The sequence below is a fragment of the Rhodoplanes sp. Z2-YC6860 genome, from assembly GCF_001579845.1.
Lineage (GTDB): Bacteria > Pseudomonadota > Alphaproteobacteria > Rhizobiales > Xanthobacteraceae > Z2-YC6860.
Genome location: NZ_CP007440.1, coordinates 4,302,563 through 4,328,063 on the forward strand (window position 1 = coordinate 4,302,563; position 25,501 = coordinate 4,328,063).

General features: G+C 64.2%; 21 protein-coding genes. 9 read left to right on the forward strand and 12 right to left on the reverse strand.

Annotated features, from left to right (window positions below):
• Positions 1 to 49 precede the first annotated feature (49 nt).
• Positions 50 to 796, forward strand: a complete 747-nt coding sequence (gene recO / locus RHPLAN_RS19960; protein ID WP_068021166.1) for a DNA repair protein RecO — start codon at positions 50 to 52, stop codon at positions 794 to 796.
• A 377-nt stretch (positions 797 to 1,173) separates the two neighbouring features.
• Here the strand turns inward: recO and RHPLAN_RS39500 are convergent, their stop codons facing one another.
• Positions 1,174 to 1,407: a hypothetical protein gene (locus tag RHPLAN_RS39500; RefSeq protein ID WP_157100377.1), complete on the reverse strand. Its 234-nt coding sequence runs from the start codon at positions 1,405 to 1,407 to the stop codon at positions 1,174 to 1,176.
• A gap of 909 nt (positions 1,408 to 2,316) precedes the next feature.
• Here RHPLAN_RS39500 and RHPLAN_RS19970 point away from each other — a divergent pair.
• From RHPLAN_RS19970 to RHPLAN_RS19980, 3 genes are all read left to right on the forward strand, one after another.
• Positions 2,317 to 4,137, forward strand: a complete 1,821-nt coding sequence (locus RHPLAN_RS19970; protein WP_068021170.1) for a carbamoyltransferase family protein — start codon at positions 2,317 to 2,319, stop codon at positions 4,135 to 4,137.
• 90 nt (positions 4,138 to 4,227) lie between these two features.
• Positions 4,228 to 6,498, forward strand: coding sequence for a DNA topoisomerase IV subunit A (gene parC, locus RHPLAN_RS19975; RefSeq protein ID WP_068021172.1), 2,271 nt, complete (start codon positions 4,228 to 4,230; stop codon positions 6,496 to 6,498).
• Positions 6,499 to 6,589: 91 nt separating this feature from the next.
• A complete protein-coding gene (locus RHPLAN_RS19980) occupies positions 6,590 to 7,030 on the forward strand; it encodes a DUF4431 domain-containing protein (protein WP_068021174.1) in 441 nt (146 codons plus the stop codon).
• Positions 7,031 to 7,036: 6 nt separating this feature from the next.
• Here RHPLAN_RS19980 and RHPLAN_RS19985 read toward each other — a convergent pair whose 3' ends face one another.
• Positions 7,037 to 9,292: a cation:proton antiporter domain-containing protein gene (locus RHPLAN_RS19985; protein WP_068021175.1), complete on the reverse strand. Its 2,256-nt coding sequence runs from the start codon at positions 9,290 to 9,292 to the stop codon at positions 7,037 to 7,039.
• Between the two features lie 203 nt (positions 9,293 to 9,495).
• On the opposite strand from RHPLAN_RS19985, the gene RHPLAN_RS19990 reads away from it, so the two are divergent.
• The gene (locus tag RHPLAN_RS19990; protein WP_068021177.1) at positions 9,496 to 10,857 is read left to right on the forward strand and encodes an Nramp family divalent metal transporter; all 1,362 of its coding nucleotides are present in this window, start codon (positions 9,496 to 9,498) and stop codon (positions 10,855 to 10,857) included.
• 40 nt (positions 10,858 to 10,897) lie between these two features.
• Positions 10,898 to 12,955 carry a carbohydrate porin gene (locus tag RHPLAN_RS19995; protein ID WP_068021179.1) on the forward strand — a complete coding sequence of 686 codons (2,058 nt, stop codon included), beginning with the start codon at positions 10,898 to 10,900 and terminating at the stop codon, positions 12,953 to 12,955.
• A gap of 28 nt (positions 12,956 to 12,983) precedes the next feature.
• On the opposite strand, the gene RHPLAN_RS20000 is transcribed toward RHPLAN_RS19995, so the two are convergent.
• From RHPLAN_RS20000 to RHPLAN_RS20010, 3 genes are all read right to left on the reverse strand, one after another.
• On the reverse strand, positions 12,984 to 14,396 hold the full coding sequence (locus RHPLAN_RS20000) for a carbohydrate porin (protein WP_084245241.1): 1,413 nt from the start codon (positions 14,394 to 14,396) through the stop codon (positions 12,984 to 12,986).
• 155 nt (positions 14,397 to 14,551) lie between these two features.
• Positions 14,552 to 15,331 (reverse strand): arginyltransferase, encoded by a 780-nt coding sequence (locus tag RHPLAN_RS20005; protein ID WP_068021181.1) that lies wholly within the window; start codon positions 15,329 to 15,331, stop codon positions 14,552 to 14,554.
• 109 nt (positions 15,332 to 15,440) lie between these two features.
• A complete protein-coding gene (locus RHPLAN_RS20010) occupies positions 15,441 to 15,980 on the reverse strand; it encodes an RDD family protein (protein ID WP_068021182.1) in 540 nt (179 codons plus the stop codon).
• A 142-nt stretch (positions 15,981 to 16,122) separates the two neighbouring features.
• Here RHPLAN_RS20010 and RHPLAN_RS20015 point away from each other — a divergent pair, with 142 nt between their 5' ends.
• Complete coding sequence (locus RHPLAN_RS20015; protein WP_068031562.1) at positions 16,123 to 17,352, forward strand: threonine ammonia-lyase; 1,230 nt, start codon at positions 16,123 to 16,125, stop codon at positions 17,350 to 17,352.
• 4 nt (positions 17,353 to 17,356) lie between these two features.
• Here the strand turns inward: RHPLAN_RS20015 and RHPLAN_RS20020 are convergent, their stop codons facing one another.
• The 4 genes from RHPLAN_RS20020 to hemB form a co-directional block, all read right to left on the reverse strand.
• Complete coding sequence (locus RHPLAN_RS20020; protein WP_068021184.1) at positions 17,357 to 17,992, reverse strand: hypothetical protein; 636 nt, start codon at positions 17,990 to 17,992, stop codon at positions 17,357 to 17,359.
• 102 nt (positions 17,993 to 18,094) lie between these two features.
• A complete protein-coding gene (locus RHPLAN_RS20025; protein WP_068021186.1) occupies positions 18,095 to 19,072 on the reverse strand; it encodes a Bug family tripartite tricarboxylate transporter substrate binding protein in 978 nt (325 codons plus the stop codon).
• A 15-nt stretch (positions 19,073 to 19,087) separates the two neighbouring features.
• On the reverse strand, positions 19,088 to 19,873 hold the full coding sequence (locus RHPLAN_RS20030) for a fumarylacetoacetate hydrolase family protein (RefSeq protein ID WP_068021187.1): 786 nt from the start codon (positions 19,871 to 19,873) through the stop codon (positions 19,088 to 19,090).
• A 6-nt stretch (positions 19,874 to 19,879) separates the two neighbouring features.
• On the reverse strand, positions 19,880 to 20,941 hold the full coding sequence (gene hemB / locus RHPLAN_RS20035; protein WP_068021189.1) for a porphobilinogen synthase: 1,062 nt from the start codon (positions 20,939 to 20,941) through the stop codon (positions 19,880 to 19,882).
• Between the two features lie 153 nt (positions 20,942 to 21,094).
• On the opposite strand from hemB, the gene RHPLAN_RS20040 reads away from it, so the two are divergent.
• A complete protein-coding gene (locus RHPLAN_RS20040) occupies positions 21,095 to 22,234 on the forward strand; it encodes an acyl-CoA dehydrogenase family protein (protein WP_068021192.1) in 1,140 nt (379 codons plus the stop codon).
• 1 nt (position 22,235) lies between these two features.
• Entirely contained in the window at positions 22,236 to 22,664 is a 429-nt protein-coding gene (locus RHPLAN_RS20045) for an anthrone oxygenase family protein (RefSeq protein ID WP_068021194.1), read from the forward strand.
• Between the two features lie 50 nt (positions 22,665 to 22,714).
• On the opposite strand, the gene RHPLAN_RS20050 is transcribed toward RHPLAN_RS20045, so the two are convergent.
• The 3 genes from RHPLAN_RS20050 to modA are packed head-to-tail and all read right to left on the reverse strand — an operon-like array spanning position 22,715 to position 25,490.
• On the reverse strand, positions 22,715 to 23,707 hold the full coding sequence (locus RHPLAN_RS20050; protein WP_084245243.1) for an ABC transporter substrate-binding protein: 993 nt from the start codon (positions 23,705 to 23,707) through the stop codon (positions 22,715 to 22,717).
• Complete coding sequence (locus tag RHPLAN_RS20055) at positions 23,704 to 24,732, reverse strand: ABC transporter substrate-binding protein (protein WP_068021198.1); 1,029 nt, start codon at positions 24,730 to 24,732, stop codon at positions 23,704 to 23,706. Before RHPLAN_RS20055 ends, RHPLAN_RS20050 begins: the two co-directional genes overlap by 4 nt.
• Positions 24,729 to 25,490 carry a molybdate ABC transporter substrate-binding protein gene (gene modA / locus RHPLAN_RS20060; RefSeq protein ID WP_068021200.1) on the reverse strand — a complete coding sequence of 254 codons (762 nt, stop codon included), beginning with the start codon at positions 25,488 to 25,490 and terminating at the stop codon, positions 24,729 to 24,731. The genes RHPLAN_RS20055 and modA overlap by 4 nt, the downstream gene beginning before the upstream one ends.
• Between the last annotated feature and the right edge of the window lie 11 nt (positions 25,491 to 25,501).

Genomic DNA, 25,501 nt, shown 5'->3' on the forward strand with positions numbered 1-25,501 from the left:
CGAAGTCCGCGCGGTTGTTCAGCAGGCTGGCGGGGATTAAAATTGTCCCATGGAATGGACCGATGACGGCATCGTGCTGGGGACCCGGCGCCACGGCGAGGCGAATGCCATTCTCGAAGTCCTGACCCAGGACCACGGCCGTTATCTCGGCTTGGTGCGCGGTGGTGGCAGCTCCCGGCAGCGGCCGATGCTGCAGCCCGGCAACGCGGTGCGGGTGACCTGGCGGGCGCGGCTCGACGAACATCTCGGGCACTATCAGGTCGAGCCGCTGCGGCTGCATGGCGCCGCGCAGCTTGCGGCCTCGCACGCACTCTACGGCATCACGCATCTTGCGGCGCTGTGCCGGCTGCTGGCGGAGCGCGATCCGCATCCGGAGCTTTATGAGCAGCTTGTCGGTATTTTGGAGCTCTTCAGCGAGCCGCTGACCGTCGCGGCCGCGATTGTGCGTTTCGAGTTGCAGATCCTGGCCGAGCTTGGTTTCGGCCTCGATCTCGAAAGCTGTGCCGCGACCGGGACAATGAACGATCTCGGTTTCGTGTCGCCGAAATCGGGCAGGGCGGTGTCACGACTCGCTGCCGAGCCCTGGCAGGATCGGATGTTCCGATTGCCGGCCTTCCTGTCGGCAGAGGTCGAGCCTTCATCCGAGGACATTGCCGACGGCTTCGCGCTGACGGGTTTTTTCATCTCGCGCCGCGTGCTCGAGCCGCGCGGTCTGACCTTCGCCGATGCCCGCGAAGGGTTCCTGACAGCCGTGTTCGGCCGGCAGCCCGGAGCGCCGGCGCGGATCGCGCAATAGCCGAAGCCGGCTGGCCTTAGCGGCTGGTCATGCTTTTGGTGTTCCAGCAGAACAGCCGGCCGCAGGCTTCGCGGATGCAGTTCGTCGGGACTTGCTCTACGGCCCGCGAAACCGGGGCCGACGAGCTGATGCGATATGACGCATGGGCCGGAATCCGATCGCCCGCCGAAGCATTGGAGATGGTGGCAAGGCCGACAGCGGCGAGGAAAGCCGCTCCAAACAGATACCGCACGTTCGCACTCTACCGCCCTAGGGGCCTCACCCAGGGCTCACTCGAAGCGCCGCATTGATATTTTTGCCCGAACCTGCGGCTTGCGGCAAGCCGCCGCAAGGCGATTTTGCAACGGCAAAGGCTGGCAGGTCCGCAGCGGCGGATTCTAGCGCCGGCGCCAGAACCGCCACGAATAGCGGCCCGGCCGCCACCAGCAGAGCCGCCGGCTGGTGAAATACCGGTGGCGGCAGACATAGACCACCTGATCAACCGCATTGGTCTCGGCAACGCCAGCCTGGATGCCGGAAGCGGTGCCGACCGTCATGGCGCTCGCGGGAATGAGAGCTGCCGCTGTCAAAATGGTCGAAGCAGCGGTGAGCGTAAGCAGAGCACGACGCATCGAGAATCCCTCCCTGGGCTGCCCCTTTCGTCTGCGTGCCTCACATCGCGCGCGCTTGCAAGGCCGCTGCAACACGTCCTCACAAAACAAAGCCGACCGCTTGCGCGGCCGGCTCGTTATCAATTGAAAGCGTGAAAGCTTAGAAGCAGTAGTAGCGCCGGCTGCTCCACGGCCGATGGCACCAAGCGCCCCAGCCACGGCCACGGCCCCAACCACGGCCCCATCCGCCACGGCCACGACCACGGCCCCAGCCACCACCACGCCCACGGCCTCCGCCGCCACGGCCGCCGCGCGCTTCAGCGCTCGTCGTGCTCGTCGCAAGGAAAACGCCGGAGGTCGTCACCGTGCCCACCGCGTAAACTGCCAGAAGCGCACCGGCTGCCAATACGCGCGTCACGGCCTTCCGAACGCCAGTTTTCTCGATCGCCATTTAGTTCTCTCCTATTTTGTCTCGCCAAAGCGAAACCATTCCAGCGGAGTTGTGGCGCCGAAAATCCGGGCGCCGGCGGTCGCGCAAAAAAAAGCACTTGAATTCAAGTCTCGTGCTTCGTCGAAGCAAAACGGTATCGCTGCCTGAATGTTCCCAGCTGCGGGACCGGAAGCCCCGTTAACGCATGAAAGATAAGGCAAACCAGCGAAAACCGTCAAGCAACGGACGGCATTGCGTAAGCGGATCGTTTCGCAACGCAGTATGAAGCGTTGTTCAGACTGCAAGCATGTTCACTTTGACACAGCGCATGCGCGGCCGCATGTCACAACTTCGACACGTGGACAGGGATTGCTGCGCTTGATCGCTCCGCCCGCCCGTGATGCATTCACCTCAACGTAATAACTCGTCGTCACCTCCGCGAAATTTCGCGATCGGTTGCGCTGCTTCGTCGCGGCTGACCGTCAACCCAAAGTGACCCTATGCCGGACAAGAACACCTACATTATCGGTATCAACGCCTACGACCACGACGTGAGCGCTTGCCTGCTTCGCAACGGTGAGGTTGCTTTCGCAATTGCGAAGGAACGGATCAACCGGCAGAAAAATGCGACGGGCTTCTACCACGAGGCCGTGGAGTATTGCCTGAGGGCCGAGGGCATCACGATCGACGATGTCGATCTGGTGGTGCGCAACACCTACGTGCTGCCGGTCGACGAACTGGAGAAGCGGCTCACCTACATGGAGATGCCGCTTTACCTGCCGGCGATGGAGCGCGAACTCGCAAAGAACCATCCGTGGTTCAACACCAAGTCCGACAAGGTCGTCACGATCTCGCATCACCTCGCACATGCCTACAGCGCGTTTGCGGCCTGTCCGTTCGAAGAGGGCGTGGTGATGATTGTCGACGGCGTCGGCGGCTATCGCAGCGACGTCATGGAGCCGTATCCGCAGTCGCCCAGCAACGCGTCGCCGCTCGCGCGTGAGTCCGAGAGCTACTACCGTTTCAGCGGCTCGAATCTCGAAGCGATCAAGAAGGTCTGGCTTGAGCCGGGCAAAGGCTTTCTCTCGGACGAGTTCTACAACATGCAGGGCCTTGGCGCGGTTTACAGCCGCGTCTCGACCTACGTATTCGGCGACTGGAACAAATGCGGCGAGCTGATGGGACTCGCGCCTTACGGACGCCCCCATGCGGCGAAGCCGTTTCTCGAAATGCAGAATGGCGACCTCAAGGTGAATCCGTGGCCCGAGGCTTACAACCAGCCCTGGCTTGAGGAAGTCGCCGCCGGGCGGAAGTGGGACGCGGATCCCGCCATGAAGCATTGGGAGGATCTGGCCTGGCAGATCCAGGACGACACCGAACAGGTGCTGCTCGCGCGCGCCCGCTGGCTGCGCGAGACCACGAGCGCGAAAAATCTCGTCATGGCGGGCGGCGTGGCGCTCAACTGCGTCGCCAATGGCAAGCTCGCGCGGGAAGCAGGCTTCGAAAACGTCTGGGTTCAGCCGGCCGCCGGCGATGACGGCAATGCCATCGGCTGCGCGCTCTACGGCCATCTCGCGGTGATGAAGCAGCCGCGCAAGTACACCATCGAGCATGCGTTTTTCGGGCGGCCTTACAGCGACCAGGAGGTCAAGGACGCGATCAGCAAGACGGCGATCAAGCTCGTGAGCAAGGCCGTGGTGAGTCCGGACATCTGCAAGGAGACCGCGAAGATCCTCGCCGACGGCAACGTGATCGGCTGGTTCCAGGGCCGCTCGGAGTTCGGCCCGCGGGCGCTCGGCAACCGCAGCATCATCGCCGACCCGCGCACGCCGGAGATGAAGGACATCCTCAACAGCCGTGTGAAGCACCGCCAGCCGTTCCGGCCGTTCGCTCCGATCGTGCTGGAAGAGCGCGCCGACGAGATTTTCTTAGGCCCAGGCGACTCGCCCTACATGTTGATGGCGAAGCAGGTGCATCCGGACTGGAAAGACAAAATTCCGGCCGTGGTCCATGTCGATGGCACCGCGCGGGTGCAGACCGTCTCCGAGAAGACAAACCCGCGACTCTACCGGTTGCTCAAGGAGTTCGAGGCGCTCACCGGCGTGCCGGTGCTGATCAACACCTCGTTCAACATCAAGGGCGAGCCGATCGTCGAGACGCCGCAGGACGCACTCGAGTGCTTCCTGGGCACCGGCATCGATTACCTGATCCTCCACGACATCATCATGTCGAAGACCGCGCTCCACAAGGTGCTGACGCCGGTGCTCGGCGTCTATTCGGACGTCAAGTTCATCGTCCAGAGCGGCATGCAGGCGGCGTAATCCGCTGCAAAAACCGAGGGTTCCAGCCCGCCTGTTGGCGGGCTGAATCTCCGCTTGTCCGCTTGATTCGGACGCAGTACCCCAACGTCCATGGGTAAGACTCTGATTCCCGCTGAACCGTCCGATATCCAGGAAATCCAGCTCCGCGAGGCTCTGGAAGAGCGCTATCTCGCCTATGCGCTGTCCACCATCACGGGCCGGGCGTTGCCGGACGCCCGCGATGGTCTCAAGCCTGTGCACCGGCGCATCCTCTACGGGATGCGGCTCCTGCGGCTAGATCCAGGCGCGGCGTTCAAGAAGTCCGCCAAGATCGTCGGCGACGTGATGGGCACGTTCCATCCGCACGGCGATCAGGCGATCTACGACGCGCTGGTGCGCCTCGCGCAGGACTTCGCCTCGCGCTATCCGCTGATCGACGGGCAGGGCAACTTCGGCAATATCGACGGCGATAACCCGGCCGCCTACCGCTACACCGAAGCGCGCATGACCGAGGTCGCGCGGCTTCTCCTCGAAGGCATCGACGAGGATGCGGTCGACTTCCGGCCGAACTACGACGGCCAGTCCACCGAGCCGGTGGTGCTGCCCGGCGCGTTCCCCAATCTGCTCGCCAACGGTGCGCAAGGCATCGCGGTCGGCATGGCGACCGCGATCCCGCCGCACAACGTGCACGAGATCTGCGACGCCGCGCTGTTCCTGATCGACAATCCGAATGCGCGGCCGAAGACGCTGCTCAAATACATCAAAGGCCCGGACTTCCCGACCGGCGGCATCATCGTCGACAAGCCCGACGCCATCGCCGAGGCCTACGCCACCGGCCGCGGCTCGTTCCGTGTCCGTGCCAAGTGGACCAAGGAAGAGGGCAGCCGCGGCACCTGGCAGATCGTCGTCACGGAGATTCCGTGGCTGGTGCAGAAGCAGCGCCTGATCGAGCGGATGGCCGAGCTCTACAACGAGAAGAAGCTGCCGCTGATCGACACCTTCCGCGACGAGTCCACCGAGGACGTTCGCATCGTCATCGAGCCGAAGTCGCGCACGGTCGATCCCGGCATCCTGATGGAGTCGCTGTTCAAGCTGACCGAGCTTGAGAGCCGCATTCCGCTCAACATGAACGTGCTTTCCAAGGGCAAGGTGCCCAAGGTGATGGACCTCGCCGAGGTCCTCAGAGAATGGCTCGATCACCGCCGCGAGGTGCTGATCCGCCGTTCCAGGCACCGCCTGAGCGAGATCGAGCACCGCCTTGAAGTCTTGGGCGGTCTGCTCGTCGCCTATCTCAATCTCGACGAGGTCATCCGGATCATCCGCACCGAGGACGAGCCGAAGCCCGTCCTGATGAAGCGGTTCAAGATCACCGACGTCCAGGCCGACGCCATCCTCAACATGCGGCTGCGCAACCTCCGCAAGCTCGAGGAGATGGAGATCCGGCGCGAGGACAAGGATCTGCGCACTGAGAAGTCCGGAATCGAAAAGCTCCTGAAGTCCGAGCCGCAGCAGTGGGAGGTGGTCGGCGGCCAGATCAAGGAGGTCCGCGAGAAGTTCTCCAAGAAGACGCCGCTCGGCAAGCGCCGCACCGAATTCGCAGAGGCGCCCGAGCACGACGAGGCCGCGATGGAAGAGGCCATGGTGGTGCGCGAGCCGATCACCGTGGTGGTTTCGGAGAAGGGCTGGATCCGCGCGCTGCGCGGCCACCAGACCGATCTGTCAGGCGTCACGTTCAAAACCGATGACGCGCTGAAATTCGCCTTCCCGGCGGAGACCACGTCCAAAATATTGGCATTTGCCACCAACGGCCGGTTCTACACGCTCGACGCCTCGAAGCTTCCCGGCGGCCGAGGTCACGGCGAGCCGGTGCGTCTGTTCATCGACATGGAGCAGAACGACGACGTGATTTCGTTATTCCCGTATCACTCCGGGCGGAAATTCATCATCGCCAGCACCACCGGCCGCGGCTTCATCGTGCCGGAGGCCGACTGCCTCGCCAACACGCGAAAGGGCAAGCAGGTGCTCAACGTGAAGGACGGCGAGAAGGCGGCAGCCATCAACACTGTCGAGGGCGAACTCGTCGCGAGCATCGGCGAGAACCGCAAGATGGTGATCTTCCCGATCGATCAGGTGCCGGAAATGTCGCGCGGCGCGGGCGTGCGCTTGCAACGATACAAGGACGGCGCGCTGTCCGACGTCACCACGTTCACGGCCGAAGCAGGCCTCACCTGGATCGACAGCGCCGGCCGCAGCTTCACGATGACGCTGAAGGAATTGGCCGACTGGCGGGGCAACCGCTCCGACGCCGGCCGGCTCGCGCCCAAGGGCTTCCCGAAGAGCAATCACTTCGGCCGGCTGCCGGAAGGCAAGAACGGCGCCTGATCGGGTAAACCCGTCGGCTGCGCGCGGTGTTGAACCGCGCGCCGTTTGCCGCGACCAACCTTCGATATCCTCATCGAGGGCGGCAGGCACAATGGTTGCGAAGGCACATCGGGTTTCATCCGGCTCCCTGCGATGGCGCGGTGCAGCCGCCGTGCTCGGCGTGGCGGCGACGCTGCTCATGGCCGCCGCTGCGCAGGCGGCCTGCCTCAAAGCACAGACGGACAATCAGGTCGCCGAGGGCAGGTTGACTTCGGTTCAGGTGAGCGTTCCGGACTACAAATTCAAAGAGCAGGCCTACATCCTGCAGCTCAAGTCGGACGCTTGTCTTGAAGGGACCGAGGAGTTCGACAAGGTCGACCATACCGATCGTATCCACGTCTTTTCGCTTGACGACGCCATGCGAAAGAAGCTCCGCGCCGCGGTCGGCAAGACGGTCCGTGTCAGCGGCAATGCATTCGGCGAAGAGAACATCCATCATCACGCGCCGATCGTGATGGGGGTGAGCAGCATCGAGTTGCTGCCCGGCAAGTAGCCGTTTTCAACTCACCACGAACACGATCGAGCGGTCCGACTTTTCCAGAACCGCGGTCGCAGTCTCGCCGAGAAACAGCTCTTTGCCCGGTCGTCGCTCGACGCCGATCACGATGAGGTTGTGGCGGTGCTTGGCTGCCTCCTTCAGGATCGCGTCGTCGGCGTTCTTTTCCGCGCGCAGGGCGGGGGCGGCTGCGACGTCGTAGGTTTCGCCGAGCTTGACGATATCCTTCAACACTGCGTCGGCCATCTGCTTGGTGCGGGCCCTCGCGCCGTTCTGCTTCGGCGGCGCCACGTAGAGGGCGGTCACCGGCGCTCGTGTGGCCCGCGCCATCGAGATGGCGACCTCGGCGGCGCGCCGCGAGGGGCCGGTGCCGTTGACCGGCACGAGGATGCTCAAGCCGGCATGAGCCGGATCCTTGATGTGTCCATCGCGAGCCTCGACGATGGTCAGCGGGCCCTCGAAGCCTGTCGCAAGCTGCGTGACATCGGTGTTGAACTTGTGGCCGCGGAGCGTGGTGTTCTGCAGGCCGACCACCATCATGTCGTAACCCTTCTCGGCCTCCTTGGCGACGACTTCTGCCTCGGTTGTCTTGTTCGTCAGCACGGTGACGTCGAGCTTTTCGGCTTCCTTCTTTTCCCCGCCTTCGGTCTCGTCGTTCGCGACCTGACTGGCGGTGTCGCGCAGCAACTGCGCGGCGGATTCTGCTGCCTGCTGAGCCGCTTCCTTTTCGTCGGACGAGGGAGCCTTGCCGTCCGCCTTCCTGCCGCCGGTCTTCCTGCCAGGAGTGACGTGCATCACCGTGGTCGGCATCGCGGTCGTTCCCGCCACCATGCCGGCGACGCGTGCGGCGAACCGTCCGTTGGCGCTGTCGTCGATTGCCACGAGCAGCCGTTCCATGTTTGACACGAAGCCTTTCGCGTCCTGTTCCTCGCGTTCGAGGCGCTCCTTTTCCTCCTTGCGGATCGGCACCCGCCCCAGCGCCCATCGCAAGGTCGGCGGCATGGCGAGCGTGGTGAGGATCGCCATGGTGACGATCATCGTGAACAGGTCCTGGCTCAGCGCGCCCATCGACAGGCCGATGGTCGCGACGATGACCTCCGTCGAGCCGCGTGCGTTCATGCCAGTCGCAAGCGCCAGCGCTTCCCGGCGACTCAAGCCCCCGAGCTCACCGCCAAGGAAAGCGCCGCCAAACTTGCCAACGGTGGCAATCAGGATGAGCCCGCAGGTCAGCAACAGCAGGTTCGGGTCTTTGAGCACCGTGAGGTCGGCGCCGAGTCCCGCGGTGCCGAAGAACACCGGCATGAAGAACGCGACGATCAGCCCGCGCAGCTCATCCTCGATGTGGCGTGTCAGCAGCGGCGATTCACCGATCAGGATGCCGGCGACGAAGGCGCCGAGCACAGTGTGCACGCCGATCAGGGAGGTGGTGAGCGCCATCGCGCCCATGATCAGGAGAATCGCAGTGATCACCGCGAGCTCGCTGACAAACGTGTCGTTCACCCAGCGGATGATGAACGACACCACGCGCCGGCCGATCGTCAGGCTGAACGCCATGAACGCGATCGTGCCGATGACGCTCTGCGCGATGCTGAACGGATCGACATGGCCCTTCAGCGCAAGGCCGAAGATCACCGCGATGATGATCCAGCCTATGGTGTCGTCGACGATCGCCGAGCCGATGATCACCTGGCCGACGGTGCGGCGCAGGAAATTCATCTCGCGCACCACGGTCGCCACGATCTTCACCGAGGCGATCGACAGCGCGGTTCCGAGAAACAGTGAGGTGATCAACCGCTTGTCCGGATCGGGGATCATCGCATCGGGCAGGAATTCGCCCAGCGCAAAGCCCAGCGCAAACGGGATAATCACGCCCGAGACCGAGGCCGCGATCGACGCGCGGCTCGATCGTTTCACCAGCGCGAGGTCGGTCTCCATCCCGGTCATGAGCAGGATCAGCAGCACGCCGAACTGCGCCACCGCATCGAGCATGGCCTTCTGCTCTTTCGAGGGCGGGAAGATCGCGTGCTGCAGGTCGGGAAACAGCGCGCCAAGCAGCGAGGGGCCGAGCAGGAGGCCCGCCATCAGCTGCCCCATGATCGCCGGCTGGCCCATCCGCAACAGCGCTTCGCCGAGCAGGCGGCCGACCAGCAGCAGCACCATGAGTTGAGCAACAAACACCGCTTCGGAGGGGCCATTGCTGCCCTCGGCCGCAAGTGCGGCCGGCGCGGACAACAGCAGCAGCACGGTGGAGGCTGCCATCCACCCGGAGATGCGCCTTATCGAGCCGCCTGCGTGCGTCACGGTCGTTCCAGCAGCGAGTTTTCGGGGTCCAAACGGGAAGGGCGTCGGATAACGGGTCGTTTCGATCCGGGTTCCGTCCGTTTTGCCGCAAAATGCAATTGCAAATTATTCGCAACAAGCTTAGCTTTGGTTTCACTGGAAACCGAGTCCTGCGAATTGAAATGTTGATGTCGACAAAATCCGAGCCGGCCGCGCCCGAACGGGCTTCGACTGGCGGCTGGCGCAGGGAACGTGAGCGCCCGTCGCTGGCGGAGGTGTTCGGCTCTGTTGCGACCAAGCCGTCCGGCTCGTTCTGGCGCAAGCTCGTGTCGTTCCTGGGCCCCGGCTACCTCGTCGCCGTCGGCTACATGGACCCAGGCAACTGGGCGACTTCGCTCGCCGGGGGCTCCAAGTTCGGCTACGCGCTGCTGACGGTTGCGCTGTTGTCCAACTTGATGGCGATCCTGCTGCAGGCGCTGTGCGCTCGGCTGGGCATCGGCGCAGGGCGCGATCTGGCGCAGGCCTGCCGCGACGCGTTTCCGGCTGTGGTGTCGCGGCCGCTGTGGCTGCTTGCTGAGATCGCGATCTGCGCCACGGACCTCGCCGAGGTGATCGGCACCGCGATCGGGCTCAATCTTCTGTTTGGCGTTCCGCTCGAGATCGGCGTGCTAATCACCGCGCTCGATGTCTTCATCATCCTGTGGCTGCAAAATCTTGGCTTCCGCTGGATCGAAGCCTTCATCGTGACCTTGCTCGGCGTGATCGCAGTCTGCTTCGGTGTGCAGATCGCCATGGCCGATCCGGACTGGGCCGCTGTGATCAAAGGCTTCGCGCCGACCACGCAGGTGGTCACCAATCCGGACATGCTCTATCTCGCGCTCGGCATCCTCGGCGCCACCGTGATGCCGCACAATCTCTACCTGCATTCCGGGGTGGTGCAGACGCGCCGCTATGGCGACAGCGTCGAGGACCGTCGCGAGGCGATCGGGCTTGCGACCGCCGACTCCACCATCGCGCTGATGTTCGCGCTTCTGATCAACGCCTCGATCCTGATCCTCGCGGCGGCGACCTTCAACAAGGCCGGCAAGACCGACGTCGCCGAACTCGATCAGGTGCACGCGTTTCTCGCGCCGCTGCTCGGCTCCTCGATCGCCCCGACGCTGTTCGGCATCGCGCTGTTGTGTTGCGGTCTGAACTCCACCGTCACGGCGACGCTGGCCGGTCAGATCGTCATGGAAGGCTTCCTCGACATCAAGCTGCCGTCCTGGGCACGGCGCCTCGTGACGCGGTCGATCGCCATCGTGCCGGCCGCGGTGGTGACCATCTGGTACGGCGAGAAGGGCACGGCGCAGCTTCTGATTCTCAGTCAGGTCGTGCTGAGCCTGCAGCTGCCTTTTGCCATCGTACCGCTGGTGATGTTCACCGCCGACCGAAGAAAACTCGGCGAATTGATCGCGCCGCGATGGGTGACGGCGCTGGCGGCGCTGACCGCGCTGCTGATCATCGTTCTGAACATAAAGCTGCTGTGGGACCTGGTCTTCTGAAATGGAAGAAATCGACGTCAGGCTAAGTCAGTAGGGGGCAATGGTGTTGTTGAGTGGCGTGCAATGCGCGAAGCTTTCGCGCAAACGGGAACGTGCGACCAGACGGTCGTGGTCGAGTTGGCTGTTCTGCGGCGTGGCGGTGCTGGTATCCGCGCCGGAGTTGGCCCTGGCGGCCGATCTACCGCCGGTCACAAAGGCTCCTGCCGCCCGCGTGCTGCCATTCGACTGGAGCGGCGCCTACGTGGGCGGCCATGTCGGCATCACCCGCGGCCAGGTCGACAACACGCTGACCGAAAGCCGGCCAGTCGGATCGAGCGAAAGCTTCGGCCCTGCCTTCGGTGGTGTCCAAGCCGGCTACAACCTCATTCTGAATTCCGGTCTGCTGCTCGGCCTCGAAGCCGACATGACTTTCACCAATCACCTGATCCCCAACCAGGTGATCGCCACGCGCGAAAGCTCGTCCACGACCATCACCGAGACGCTGGACTATGTCGGCACCGTCCGCGGCCGCATCGGCTATGCATTCGACCGCTTCCTGGTCTACGGCACCGGCGGCTTCGCCTATTCGCAGGCGCGCATCGTCGAGAGCCCCGGTAGCCTTGGGCCTGAGGACGACAAGCGGTTGATGTTGCGCTCCGGCTGGGCCGCGGGTGGCGGCGCCGCGATCGCGCTCAATCAATATTGGAGTGCGCGGGTCGACTATCTCTATCACCAGTTCGGGCCGATCTCGCTGACGATGCCGTCGGGGCGCAATTACGAGTCGACCTTCGACATGCACATGCTGCGCGTGGGCCTCGACCGGAAGCTCGGCGGGCCGGAGGTGTTCGGTCCGCAGGTCAGCGACGACAACGGATCGGGCTTCGGCGACTGGAATGTGCACGGGCAGGTGACCGTGATCGGGCAGGGGCACGGCACGTTTCGTTCGCCCTATGTGGGTCCGAACAGCTTGTCGCCGAACCCGCAGGCGCGCAACACGTCGACCATGACGGCGTTTCTCGGCTTCCGCCCCTGGGAGGGCGGCGAGATCTATCTCAATCCGGAGCTGATGCAGGGCTTCGGTCTCGATGGTGTGCACGGCGTCGCGGCATTTCCCAACGGCGAGGCGCAGAAGTCGAACTTCCCGACGCCGCGCTTCAACATGGCGCGGATGTACCTGCGCCAGACGTGGGGGCTCGGCGGCGAGCAGGAGGTCATCCCCGATGGTCCCAATCAGCTCGCGACCAAGCAGGACATCGACCGTGTCAGCGTGACGGTCGGAAAATTCTCGGTGCTGGATTTCTTCAATCTCAACTCCTATTCGGGTGAGCCGCGCACGGGCTTCATCAATTGGAACATGTATGGCGGCGGCTCCTACGACTGGACCATGGACCGGCTGAGCTGGACATGGGGCGCCATGACCGAGATCAACCGGAAAGACTGGGCGTTCCGTGTCGGTTATTTCCTCTTGCCGTCGGTCTCGAACGTCGACAATTTCGATATGAACATTCCGCGGCACGGCGAAGTCGCAGCCGAGCTCGAACTGCGCTACGAGCTCTTCAAGCAACCCGGCAAGCTCCGGCTGTTCGGCTGGGTCAATCACGGCACCATGGGCGGCTATGCCGACGCTGTGGCCCTGCCGGTCACGAGTCCCAACTATCCGGATATCGAGGCGACGCGAAAGACACGCACCAACTACGGCGTTGTCGTCAATCTGGAGCAGGCCATCACGAAGGAGCTCGGCGTGTTCTCACGCGTCACGTGGAGCCCGGGGCAGACCGAGCTGATCGGCTGGACCGATGTGCATCGCAGCGCTTCGCTCGGTGCCCAGCTCAAGGGCACGGCCTGGGGCAGGCCGAACGACAAAATCGGTGTCGCCGGAATCGTCGAAGAGCTTTCAAGCGAAGCGCGCAGCTATTTCGCCGCGGGCGGGCTCGGCATTGTCATCGGCGACGGCAAGCTCAACTACCGGCCCGAAAAGGTGCTGGAGGCCTACTACGCGTTCTCCATCAACAAATGGAGCACGTTTACCTTGGACTATCAGTTCGTCGCCAACCCGGCCTACAACGCCGATCGCGGCCCGGTCTCGTTCTATTCGGTGCGCTACCATGCCGAATGGTGAAGGAGCGCTCTGTCGATAGCCGCCGCAGCTAATATTTCAGCGTCGTCGTGACGCCGAAGATCGCGGCGTCGCCAATTCTCGACAGACCTGTCGGGTCGAGTGGATTGGACACACCGCCGGACGGCCGCCACACATACTGAAAGTAGGGCGCAATCAGCCAGCCGGGCTTGATGTGCGCCTCGTAGATCATCTCGAGCAGCGTTTCGTTGCTGCGCACCGGAGTCGGCAGGCTGGTGAAGTCCTGACTGTCGATATCGAGCGCGCGCGCCGTCGGCGAGATGTGCATGTAGGCCATCGCGATGCCGAACCGATCGAGCGGGCGGCCCGGGATCATGCCGCTGAAGCCGATGCCGCCGTCGATGTAGAGATCGATCAGGTTGCGGTCGGGCGGGCTATAGGCGATCCGCGCGAAGGCGGTGATGCCCTGCACCGATGCGTTGACGCCCTTTTCGGTCACCGACGCGGGACGATACAGCGTCTGCTCGATCACGGCGAAGTAGCCCTGGTTGCCGCGGTGGCGCGCGGGAATGCCTGTGCCGGCGGGATCGGCGAGCGAGAGGCCTTGCATGGTGAAGCGCTGATCGTCGAACGAGCCGAAATGCTGCCAGGCGCCGGGCGTGAAGTTGCCCGGCAGCGTCATGCCGGCGATCTCCAGCGAATAGTCCCAGCGCACCTGGCCGATCAGCCATGGCGGGTCCTGCAGACGAAACGCCAAGCCGTGATTGTCACGCAGTTGCGGATCGCCCGGGCCTGGGGCCGCCGGATTGCCGTTGAAGACCGCAACAAAGGCGGTGACGCCTTCGGCCGGTTGCGCTTTGACGCGAATGCCCGGCACGGCGATCGGCGGCGCGGGGCCACCGGCCGGCAGATTGGTCGCCTTGATCGCGGGCCAGCCGAAGGTGCCGTTGATGAACAGGTCGTCGGTCTGGCTGTCGAAGAATTCAACGTCGGCGGCCTGCTGGCCCGCCTTGATCGCAAGCTTGCCGTCCCACAACGTCTTCTCGAGATAGGCCTCGTAAAGCCGGGTGTCGGGCAACGCCTCGATCTCGCTGACGGTCGCCAAGTTGCCGATGTAGTCGTGCGTCAGCCCGCGGCCCCAGATCTCGAACATGTTGGCGTGGAATTTCAGGCCGTCCAACCCAGCAAGCTTTTCGAGATCGGCATCGACGCCGAGGTCGAGCCGGCCGAAATTGATGAAGCCGCGCTTCATGCCGCCCGAAACATTGCCGATATTGTCCATGATGAAGGTGGCGCCGAACGACAAACCCTTTTTGTCGAGGTCGCTGCGCCAGTCGTTGAACCACTTCGGGATCGGCAGCCATTCCGCGGCAGTTTCATCCTTGGCGCCGGCCAAGGCTGCACCGGGACAAAGAACTGAAAAGATGAACTGCGACAGCGCAGCGAAAACAACAACACGCAGAAATGAGGACGCTTGTACCATCGCGCTTCGTCATCAAACCGAGCGCGAAGGCTGAACGCTGCTGCGTCACGCCTGCGATTGTGCAGGATTGCGCCCTGCCACAGTGGTAGGGAAGCTTTGTAACGGTCGGATGACTGTGCCGATCGGGCCGTACGAGGCGGTGGCCGCAGAACGCGTTACCGCTTCTTCGGCACCAGCGCTTCGTTCTCGCTGGTGACCTTGACCCAGCCGTCGGGCATCAGCCGCTCCTGGGGCAGGAAGCGCGATTTGTAGTCCATCTTGCGGGAGTCACGGACCCAGTAGCCGAGATAGACGTAGGGCAGGCCCATGCGCTTGGCGCGTTCGATATGGTCGAGGATCATGAAGGTGCCGAGCGACCGCCACGCTTCTTCGGGGTCGAAGAACGAATAGACCATCGAGAGCCCATCGCCGAGCACGTCGGTGAGCGCCACCGCCAGCAGGTTACCCGAACCCCGTCCATTGATTGAAGAGTCCGGACCACGGCGGCGGTATTCGACGAGGCGCGTCTTCACGTGGCTGTCCTCGACCATCATGGCATAGTCGAGCACCGTCATGTCGGCCATGCCGCCGTCGCGATGGCGGGAGTCGAGATAGCTTCGAAACACCGAGTACTGCTCGGAGGTCGGCACCAGCGCCCGCATGTCGCCAACGAGGCCAGCGTTGGCATCGAGCACGCGGCGCATGTTGCGCGACGGCTTGAACTGGTCGGCGATCACACGCACCGAGACGCAGGCGCGGCAGGTTTCGCAGGCCGGCCGATAGGCGATCGACTGGCTTCGCCGGAAGCCGCCGTGAGTCAGAAGATCGTTCAGCCCCGGCGCACGCTCGCCGACCAGATGGGTGAACACCTTGCGCTCCTCGCGGCCCGGCAGATACGGGCATGGTGAGGGCGCGGTCAGATAGAATTGCGGCGTATCGCGGGAATGCTGAGTCACGGACGTCCGGCGCCTCGTTTGCGAAGCCTTGGCTTGCGGAGGGTTTGCCTCGATGCCGTAATCTTCGCCCCGAAAGCGGCCCGCGTCAAAGGGCGTCCGCGGTTGTGCATCAAGCCGGCCGGTGGAGCGTCCGCAGCGCCGCCGCCCGCTCTACGTTGTTGATCACAATGGTTCCAACCAGGAAATCGTGCAGGCAGCGCCGCCGCTCATTGAACAGGCAGACCACCAGGACCAGCGGCGTGATCGCCGAGATGGTGATCCAGAACACCACCGCATGCACCGCGCCCAGCACGAAATAAGCCGGTGCGCCGTACCAGGTGCGCATTTCGATATCCATGATGCGCATGCCGATGGTGGCCGAGGACGCGCTGCCGAGCGTCATGCCGTAGTAGACGATCGCCCAGACCACCATGCCGGGCCAGAGCAGGCCGTACAGGAAAAAGCCCAGGCCGAAGGTGACGATGCCGATGACGAAAATGAACATCGACACGAAGACGACCGGAAGCGACAGGATCAGAAAGTCGATCAGGAAGGCCACGATGCGTCGCGCCACCACGCCCTCGAACAGCTCGGGATTGGTGACCGGGTCATAGGCGTGAGGTTTGACTTCAAACGACACACCAATTCGTTTGGGCTCGCTCGCGGCCATGATTCGGTAGCCTATCGCAATCGGACACAAAAATGGGCAGAAAAACCGGCTTTACAAGGGCATCCAAAGCCGCATGGGAAGCCTCGGCTCCCGCGGCGCTTTGTCATAAATTGCCGGCCTGTGGAGGTCGAGTTTGAGCACCATTCAGCTTGCGGTCGGGCTGGCCGAAATCGAGGACGCGCGGCGCGTGATCGCGGGCCATGTGCTGCGTACGCCCATGCTGCCGGCGCCGCGGCTGTCGGCGCTGGCCGGCACCGAGGTCTTCGTCAAATACGAAAACCTCCAGGTCACCAACTCGTTCAAGGAGCGTGGCGCGCGGGTGAAACTTGCCGCGTTGACGGAAGCCGAGCGCAAGCGCGGCGTCATCGCCATGTCGGCTGGCAATCACGCCCAGGCCGTGGCCTACCACGCGGCGCTTCTTGGGATCGCCGCGACCATCGTGATGCCGGTGACGACGCCGTTCGTGAAAGTCGCTTCCACCAGGGCTTACGGCGCCTGCGTGCTGCTCGACGGCGAGACGGTGAGCGAAGCACAGGCGCGCGCCGAGGCTGAGGCGAAGGCGCAGGGGCTGACCTGGGTGCATCCCTATGACGATCCGTTCGTCATCGCCGGCCAGGGTACGATTGCATTGGAGATGCTGGAGGAGGTGCCCACACTCGACACGCTGGTGATTCCGATCGGCGGCGGCGGGCTCATCTCCGGCATCGCGACGGCCGCCAAGGCGATCAAGCCGGCCATTGAGATCGTCGGCGTTGAATCGATGCTCTATCCGTCGATGTGGAATGCGATCAACGGCGCGCAACGCGTGATCGGCGGCGCCACCCTCGCCGAGGGCATCGCCGTGAAGAACGTGGGCTCATTGACCTTGCCGATCATCCGCAGCCTCGTGAGCGACATCCTCCTGGTCGACGAGGAGCACATCGAGCGCGCCGTGAATGCGTATCTGACGTTGCAGAAGGCCATGGCGGAGGGTGCGGGCGCCGCGGGGCTCGCTGCGATGCTCGCCGAGCCGCGGCGTTTCAAGGGCAAACGCGTCGGACTGGTGCTGTGCGGCGGCAACATAGATCCGCGGATCCTCGCCTCGATCATGATCCGCGAATTGGAGCGCGACAGCCGGATCGTATCGTTCCGCCTGACCATCGCGGACCGCCCGGGTTTGCTTGGCCAGATTGCCACCATGCTGGGACGGCTCGGCGCCAATATCTTGGAAGTCGATCACCGGCGGATGTTTCTCGACGTGCCGGCCAAGGGCGCGCGTCTCGATATTACGGTCGAGACCCGCGACGCGGCGCATGCGGACGAGATTTTCGCAGCCTTCGAGGCGGAAGGGTTTTCGCCGCTGCGCGTCGACCCCGGCAATACGATGGAGTAGCCGATCACTCGGCTGAATGGCGACCGTAGGCAGGCTCGGCGCGCAAAAACGGATTCGCAGTCGCGGCCACGGCCGTTTCCTCCTCGGCGGGGCGCGGATGCGGCGTTGGCACCGCGGCGTGCATGGCGGCGAGCACCGACTCCGGCGGCCTGGGACGCGGCATGGGGATGCGGCCGATGATCGGCATCGCCGGCGCCTCGATGGCGGGTGCGGCCGCAGGCGGCGGAATTTCAGGCACCGGATTGGCGAACGCCACGGGTGCCGCTGCCGTGCGCACGGGTTGCGGGGGCGGGAACGGGTTCGCCGCCTGCGGGGCTGCGCCGACCGTCGCAGCCGTGGGAGGCGAATAGGACGAAGCCGCAGGCACGACCGCTGCCGTGGCCGGCATCATGACAGCGGGCCATGCGGGTTCAGGCTTCGGCGATGACGGCTCGGCTCGTGCCGGCAGGGCTGGCGGGGGCGCAGGCGCGGCCGCCAGCATCATCGGACCCGGAATGGCGACGGTCGGCGGCGAGATGTAGGCCCGGACGAACCAGGTGACACCGGCAACGCAGGCCACCACCGGGATTATCACAGCGATGGCCGAAACCCAGCGTCGCGCCGGACGGCGGTCGAGAATGAGATTGCCTTCCAAATCCATATCCGCCTCCCCAACACAACACCCGGCGGGAAAGCTGTTTTATATCAGATTTTTAGATCTGCGGCAGCCCTTTTTTAGACGTTGGGCCGTGATCGCCCTCGATCACTGCTTCTCGATCCTGGCGTCGTCGATCACCCGAGCCCATTTGCCGACTTCGCTCTTCAGCAAGTTCCCGAGCGCTGTGGGATCGGCCGGCTGCGGCTCAAGCCCAAGCTCGGCATAGCGTTTCTTGAGGTCCGGATCGGCGAGAGTGGCGTGGATTTCCCGGTTCAGTGTCGCCACTGCCTCGGGGGGAACACCAGCCGGAGCGAAGATGCCGTTCCAGGTCACGACGTCGAAACCTTTGACGCCGGATTCATCGACGGTCGGCACATCGGGAGCGTAGGCGGCCCTAACCGGGGTGGTCGAGCCGAGCGCCTTGATCTGCTTCGCCTCGATCGCCGATTTCAGCGCGCCGTAGGACTGCACGATGGCGTCGACATCGTTGCGCAGTACGGCAGTCACGAGGTCGCCGGGCGTGCGGAACGGCACAATGGTGAAGTTCAGCCCGGACATCGACTTGAGCAACGCGGCGGCGAGGTAGTTCGTCGAGCCCACCGTGGTGGTGCCGATGTTGAGCATACCCGGCGTGTCGAAGGCTGCCTGCAGCAGCCGGGGCAGCGTGGGATAGGGCGAGGCCGCATTGACCGCGATGATGTTGGCGAAGGTGCTGAGCCCGCTGACTGGCACGAAGTCGGCGACCGGATCATAGGGCAGGCTTTTCAGCAGAGAGACACTGACGGCGGTCGACGTCGAAAAGACCATCAGCGAATAGCCGTCACGCGGCGCGGAGAGAACGGACGCGGCTGCGGTGGTGCCGCCGGCCCGCGGCTGGTTGTCGACGATGATGCTGGTGCCAAGCCGCGGCGCGAGCTTGTCGGTCATGATGCGAAGCGAAACGTCGGACACCGAGCCCGCGGCGAACGGCAGCACGATGCGGATGGGCCGCGACGGATATTTGTCCTGCGTGAACGCCGGCAGGGCGGTTGCCAAAAACGCAGCGATCGCCAGCGGCAGCGCGGCAAGCCTCCAAGGTCTCATCCGTTCCTCCCGGAACTAAGGCTCGGCGACCACGCGGTTGCGCAGCACGCCGATGCCGCTGATCTCGACCTCGATGGTGTCGCCCACCTTGAGGGCCTTGGGTAGTTCATCGGTGCCGAGCCAGACCACGTCCCCCGGCGACAGCGTATTGGTCCTGGATATATCGCTGATGACATCACCGGCGCTGAACAGCATGTTGCCGGTCGGAAACCGGTGCACGGTCTCGCCGTTCAGCCGCACGGTCGTGGTCATGTCGCGCGGCTCGATACCGGTCGCGATGAATGGCCCCATCGGCTTGAAGGTATCGGCGTTCTTGCCGCGCAGGTTGGTCGGATCGTTCTTCTGCCAGTCGCGTTCGGTGACGTCGTTGCCGATGGTCCAGCCGAAGATGCAGGCGCTCGCCTCCTGCGGCGACACGTTGCGGCAACGCTTGCCGATCACGGCCACGAGCTCGCCCTCGTATTCGAAGCGCGGGCCGGAGTCCTTCGGCTTCACGATGTCCTCGCCGCTCGCAACCAGCGCGCTGTTGGCGCGATAGCCGACGCGGGGCCGATCATAGAACTTCGGCTCCTTGAAGCCCTTGACCTTGGAGCGTTCGATGACGTGATTCTTGTAGTTCGAGCCGATCGCGTAGAACGTCGGCGGCATCACTGGCACCAGAAGCTTGACGCTCGCAAGCGGCAGCTTCGGCTCCACTCGCCGATGTTGCGACCAAGGCTCGCCATGGATGGCAAGAACGAAGTCGCCTTCGACAACGCCATAGGAGATGAGCCCGTCCTTTTCGAAGCGGCACCACAACATACAGATTCAGGCTTTCAGGAGTTTTTCGGCGACGCGGGGAGCAAAGTAAGTGAGCACGCCGTCCGCGCCGGCGCGCTTGAAGGCGGTCAGCGTCTCGACCATGGCTTTTTCGCCGTCGATCCAGCCGTTCTGCGCCGCCGCCATCACCATCGCGTATTCGCCCGACACCTGATAGGCGAAGGTCGGCATGCCAAAGCTGTCCTTCACGCGCTGCAGGATGTCGAGATAGGGCAGGCCCGGCTTGACCATGATCATGTCGGCGCCTTCGGCGATGTCGAGTTCGGCCTCACGCAGCGCCTCGTCGGAGTTGCCGAAGTCCATCTGATAGGTGCGCTTGTCGCCGGTCAGCGTCGCCGACGAGCCGACGGCATCGCGGAACGGCCCGTAGAAGGCCGAAGCGTATTTCGCCGTGTAGGCCATGATCTGCACGTCGGTGTAGCCCGCAGCATCGAGCCCCGCGCGGATCGCGCCGACCCGGCCGTCCATCATGTCCGACGGCGCGATGATGTCGCAGCCGGCCTCGGCCTGGACCAGGGCCTGTTTCACCAGCACCGCGACGGTTTCGTCGTTGAGAATGGTGCCTTCGTGCATCAGGCCGTCGTGGCCGTGGCTGGTGTAGGGATCGAGCGCCACATCGCACAGAATGCCGACCTCGGGCACGGCCTGCTTCGCGGCGCGCACCGCGCGGCACACCAGGTTCTCGGCGTTCAGCGCCTCGCTGCCATCCTCGTCGCGCAGCCCCGGATCGGTGTAGGGGAACAGCGCGATGCAGGGGATGGTCAGCTTGGCGGCGCGCTCCGCCGCACGCACGATCTCGTCGACCGGCAGCCGCTCGACGCCCGGCATCGAGGCGACCGGCGCCCGATTGCCTTCGGCGACGAACATCGGCCAGATCAGGTCGTTCGTGGTGAGCACGTTCTCGCGCACCATGCGTCGCGCCCAGTCGGTGCGGCGGTTCCTTCGCATCCGGGTGGTCAGTTCGAGCGGGGCTGTCTCAGCGCGAGCTTTCGCCTCCGCCGGAACGACGCGGACACGGGATTCGATCGGGCGGCCGTATTTGATGGCCATGCGGTACGTCCTCGTTGGGGATTGGCGTTTTGCCGGATTTTATCGCGTCCGGCCCGAGGCTTCCAGTCGGCTTGCCTGTGGTGCGGAAATGCTAGTCTTGGGCGTTCCGTGTCCAGGAATACCGGCGAGATAAAGCGAAAGGAGGGAGGCCCCGTGGATTTCGATCTCACCGAGGACCAACGCGCGTTCCAGGCCACGGCGCGGCAGTTTGCCCGCGACAGCATGATGCCGAACGCGCGCGCCTGGGACGAGGGCGAGATTTTTCCAGTCGCCGAGTTGCGGCAGGCTGCGGCGCGGGGCTTCGGCGGGATCTATGTGAAGGACGACGTCGGCGGCTCGGCGCTGACGCGGCTCGACGCCGCCATCATCTTCGAGGAGCTGGCGCAGGGCTGCACCTCGACCGCGGCTTACATCTCGATCCACAACATGGCGGCCTGGATGATCGACGCCTTCGGCGGTGAGACGCAGCGCCAGAAGTTCCTGCCGAAGCTCTGCACCATGGAGCATTTCGCGAGCTACTGCCTGACCGAGCCGGACTCGGGCTCGGACGCCGCAAGCCTCAAAACCAAGGCCGAACGCTCCGGCGACCACTATGTGCTGAACGGCAGCAAGGCGTTCATCTCCGGCGGCGGCGTGTCCGACGTTTACGTGTGCATGGTGCGCACCGGCGGGGCAGGGCCGAAGGGCATCTCGTGCATCGCCGTCGAGAAGGGCACGCCGGGACTTTCGTTCGGCGCGCAGGAAAAGAAGCTCGGCTGGAAGTCGCAACCGACTGCCATGGTCATCTTCGAGAATTGCCGGGTGCCGGCCGAGAACCTGATCGGCAACGAGGGCGACGGCTTCAAGATCGCGATGGCAGGACTCGACGGCGGCAGGCTCAACATCGCGGCCTGTTCGATCGGCGGCGCACAGTTTTGTCTCGACCGAACGATCGAGTATATGCGCGAGCGCAAGCAGTTCGGCTCGCGGCTGTCGGACTTTCAGGCGCTGCGCTTTCGCATCGCCGATTACGCGACCGAGCTTGAAGCCGCGCGGCTGATGGTGCGGCGCGCGGCGCTCGCTGTCACCAACCGCGAGCCAGGCGGCACGCGGCTCGCCGCGATGGCCAAACGCTTCGCGACGGACGCGGGTTTTGAGGCGGTCAACGGCTGCCTGCAACTGCACGGCGGCTACGGCTATCTGCGCGACCATCCGATCGAGCGCGTGCTGCGCGACGTGCGGGTGCATCAGATCCTGGAAGGCACCAACGAGGTGATGCGGCTGATCGTCAGCCGCGACATGTTGGGGAATTGAGATGGTCGGGCTGCTGGCATTGATCTGCGCGGCCGTGTTCTTCGGCGCCGCAGCGATCATCAATGTGGCCGAACAGCCGGCGCGGCTTTCGCTCGACGACCGCGCGATGCTGCTTGAATGGCAGCAGAGTTACAATCATGCGGCGCCGATGCAGGCCGGGCTGGCAATGGCGTCGGCGATCCTGGGGTTGATCGCGGCGTGGCAGACGCGCGACTGGCGCTGGGCTTTGGGTGCGATCCTGATCCTGGCCAACTGGCCCTACACGCTGCTTGTGATCAAGCCCGTCAACGACAAGCTGCATGCCATCCCGGCCGAGCAGGCCGATGCCACTGTGCGGCCGTTCGTCGTGTCCTGGGGCCGGCTGCATGCCGGGCGCAGCGCCCTCAGCCTGGCCGCGACGTTGATCTTTCTTTGGGCCGTCGCGGGTTGAACGTTATTCGATCACGCGGTCGGCCGATACCAGCAGCGTCTGCGGGCGCTTCATTCGATCGCCTCGTCGGCACGCGCGAGCAGCGTCGCCGGGATGTTGATGCCGAGCGCCTTGGCCGTCTTCATGTTGACGACCAGTTCGAACCGTGTCGGCAATTGCACGGGAAGTTCGCTGGGCTTTGCACCCTTAAGGATGCGGTCGATGTAAGCAGGTGCGCGCCGGTAGAGGTCGACCTGGTCGATGCCGTAGGAGATCAGGCCGCCATCGGCAACAAAATAGCGATAGGGATAGATCACAGGCAGGCGCAGGCGAGCCGCAAGAGATATCGCCAGATCGCGATTTTTCTGAACGGCGGTGAAAGCATCCGGCATCACAACGAGGCCAGTGTTTGGCTGACCCGCCAGAGCGGTGACCGCATTTTCGATTTCGCCGGCATTGTGAACGGGAGCGGCGGTTGCCTCGATGCCTTGAACACGTGCGGCAGCCACAAAGGGATCGAGGTAATACTTCGAGTAGGTCGCAGTATCGGGATTGAACATGAGCGCCGCGCGCTTGGCGTCCGGCACGATCTCTTTCAAGAGTTCGATCCACTTGCCGCCCAGCGAGGCTTCGAGATTGATGAAGCCGGTGATGTTGCCGCCCGGACGGGGCAGGCTGGAAACGAAACCGCTGCCCACAGGATCGGACACGATGAGAAATACGATCGGGATCGTCTTGGTCTCGCGCTGAAGTGCCGCCGTCGGCTGCGTGGTGTGCGTCACAACCAGATCGGGCTGTGACGCAACGAGCGTTCTGGCGTCGGCTTTCATCCGCTCGAGATCGGCCTGGCTCCAGCGGATGTCGAACGTCACGTTCTGGCCTTCAGTCCAGCCGAGCTTCTTGAGGCCGTCGCGGAGTGCCGCGAGGCCTGCCTGGGCCTGCGAGTCGTGTTCGCTGCCGCCCATCAGGATGCCGATCCGGCGTGCCCGATCGGATTGCTGCGCGCTCGCCGCACACGGCCATGCCGCCGAACCCAACAATGCGAGAAAAGTCCGACGTCTCATTCGATCACCCCGTCGGCGCTGGCGACCAGCGTCGTCGTCAGGTTCAAATTGAGATTCTTCGCAGTCTTGAGATTGATCAGGAACTGAAAGCGGCTCTGCTGATAAAATGGCAGATCGGCAGGGTTCGCGCCCTTCAGGATCTGGTCGACATACTGCGCGCCGTGGCGAAACGCGTCGGGCAGATCGACCGCATAAGCCATCAGTCCGCCGAGCTCGACGTATTCGCGATAGGGATAGATCGTCGGCAGATTGGTTTGGCGTGTGAGCTCGATGATGAGCTTCCGATTGGTAAAATTCTCGGCCTGGTCGTGCACCAGCAGCGCAGACACCCCGTTTTGCTGCGCCGTGGCGAAGGCGCGCCGATAGTCTGGCTCGGCTGCCTCATCCACGGAGCAACTCACGACGGACAGGCCGAGCAACGGAGCCGCCGCTCGCAGCGCTTCACCCGCACGGCCGGTAATCTCCCAGTAGCCGGGGGAGCTCAAGAGCCCGACACGGGTGGCGTGTGGCACCGCCTCCCTCAGAAGCCCGAGGCGCTTGGTCCAGATCTCAATGCCGGCATCCACCGCGGCGCCGGTGATGTTGCCGCCCGGGTGCGCGAGACTGTCGATCAGGCCCGCGGCAACCGGATCGTTCAGGATCGCGACGATCGGGATGCGGGTGGTCGCGGCCTTCAAACCGCGGGCCATCTCGACGCCGCTGGTGAAGACCAGGGACGGCCGGCTTCGCACCACGGTCCGTGCCAGGGTGTCGTAAAGGTCCAGGCGTCCTGCTCCGGAATAGCGTTCGATCGTAAGGTTGGTGCCCTCGATGTGGCCCAGCTGGCGAAGCTCATCCTGGAATGCCCGATAGGCGCGGACGTCGGTGCTGCTTCGCAAATTGTCCAGGGGAGCCGACGGGTGGACCCATGCGATGCGGTTCACCTTCGACTGCTGGCCACGGGCGGCGAGCGGCCACGCGCTCGCCATGCCGCCGATCAGCGCAATGAACTCCCGCCGTTTCATGGTGCGAAGCGCGAGCGTCATCCCGGGGTCATGCCCTTGGCTTTGATCGCGGTGAGCGATGCCGGCGTCCTGAGGAAGCTGATGAACGCTTTGGCGGCGTCCGCTTCCGCGCTTTTCGTCGCGACCGCCGCGCTGAACACCAGCTCCTGTTGAAGGTCGCCAGGGAAGGGACCCGCAAGCTCGACTCCGGGCGCGGCCAGCACGTTGGTGAGGAATACGCCCAACTCGGCATCGCCCTTGGCGACAGCTTGTGGGATCTGTGCCGGTGTCGACTGGAGCTTGATCTTGGCTTTCATGGCATCCGCAATGCCGAGCTTTGCGAACACGCTCAGCACATACGCGCCCGCCGCGCTTTCCGGCAGCATCGCAATCGACGGCGTGTTTCGCAGCGTCTGCTTCAGCGCCTCGGGCGAGCTGACATCGGGCTTCGGTGCGCCGGCGCGCACCGCCACGCCATAGCCGACGCGGGCGATATCGACGGTCGGGCCCGGCGCGAAGCGCTCGCGGGCGGCCGCGTCCTTGAACACCTCGACCGGGACGACGCCGACGTCGAACGGCGTGTCGGAAGCGACCTGCTTGATCAACTGCGGCGTTGAGCCGAACTGGACCGTGACTTTGTGGCCTGACGTGCGTTCGAACTGCGGGCCAAGCTCATTCAGCACGGCGGTCATCGAACCTCCAGCGATGACCTTGAGCTCGGTGGCCCGGGCGGCGGGCGGCAACACAGCGAGCGCCAGGCTCAGCACCGAGCCTGTGGCGGCAAGCGAAAACATCCCCATGGCGATCCCCC

Excerpts from the sequence above, each read along its gene's own strand:
- recO (WP_068021166.1), top strand. The coding sequence starts at position 50 with ATGGAATGGACCGATGACGGCATCGTGCTGGGGACCCGGCGCCACGGC.
- RHPLAN_RS39500 (WP_157100377.1), bottom strand. The coding sequence starts at position 1,407 with ATGCGTCGTGCTCTGCTTACGCTCACCGCTGCTTCGACCATTTTGACA.
- RHPLAN_RS19970 (WP_068021170.1), top strand. The coding sequence starts at position 2,317 with ATGCCGGACAAGAACACCTACATTATCGGTATCAACGCCTACGACCAC.
- parC (WP_068021172.1), top strand. The coding sequence starts at position 4,228 with ATGGGTAAGACTCTGATTCCCGCTGAACCGTCCGATATCCAGGAAATC.
- RHPLAN_RS19980 (WP_068021174.1), top strand. The coding sequence starts at position 6,590 with ATGGTTGCGAAGGCACATCGGGTTTCATCCGGCTCCCTGCGATGGCGC.
- RHPLAN_RS19985 (WP_068021175.1), bottom strand. The coding sequence starts at position 9,292 with ATGGCAGCCTCCACCGTGCTGCTGCTGTTGTCCGCGCCGGCCGCACTT.
- RHPLAN_RS19990 (WP_068021177.1), top strand. The coding sequence starts at position 9,496 with ATGTTGATGTCGACAAAATCCGAGCCGGCCGCGCCCGAACGGGCTTCG.
- RHPLAN_RS19995 (WP_068021179.1), top strand. The coding sequence starts at position 10,898 with ATGGTGTTGTTGAGTGGCGTGCAATGCGCGAAGCTTTCGCGCAAACGG.
- RHPLAN_RS20000 (WP_084245241.1), bottom strand. The coding sequence starts at position 14,396 with ATGGTACAAGCGTCCTCATTTCTGCGTGTTGTTGTTTTCGCTGCGCTG.
- RHPLAN_RS20010 (WP_068021182.1), bottom strand. The coding sequence starts at position 15,980 with ATGGCCGCGAGCGAGCCCAAACGAATTGGTGTGTCGTTTGAAGTCAAA.
- RHPLAN_RS20020 (WP_068021184.1), bottom strand. The coding sequence starts at position 17,992 with ATGGATTTGGAAGGCAATCTCATTCTCGACCGCCGTCCGGCGCGACGC.
- RHPLAN_RS20025 (WP_068021186.1), bottom strand. The coding sequence starts at position 19,072 with ATGAGACCTTGGAGGCTTGCCGCGCTGCCGCTGGCGATCGCTGCGTTT.
- RHPLAN_RS20030 (WP_068021187.1), bottom strand. The coding sequence starts at position 19,873 with ATGTTGTGGTGCCGCTTCGAAAAGGACGGGCTCATCTCCTATGGCGTT.
- hemB (WP_068021189.1), bottom strand. The coding sequence starts at position 20,941 with ATGGCCATCAAATACGGCCGCCCGATCGAATCCCGTGTCCGCGTCGTT.
- RHPLAN_RS20045 (WP_068021194.1), top strand. The coding sequence starts at position 22,236 with ATGGTCGGGCTGCTGGCATTGATCTGCGCGGCCGTGTTCTTCGGCGCC.
- RHPLAN_RS20050 (WP_084245243.1), bottom strand. The coding sequence starts at position 23,707 with ATGAGACGTCGGACTTTTCTCGCATTGTTGGGTTCGGCGGCATGGCCG.
- RHPLAN_RS20055 (WP_068021198.1), bottom strand. The coding sequence starts at position 24,732 with ATGACGCTCGCGCTTCGCACCATGAAACGGCGGGAGTTCATTGCGCTG.
- modA (WP_068021200.1), bottom strand. The coding sequence starts at position 25,490 with ATGGGGATGTTTTCGCTTGCCGCCACAGGCTCGGTGCTGAGCCTGGCG.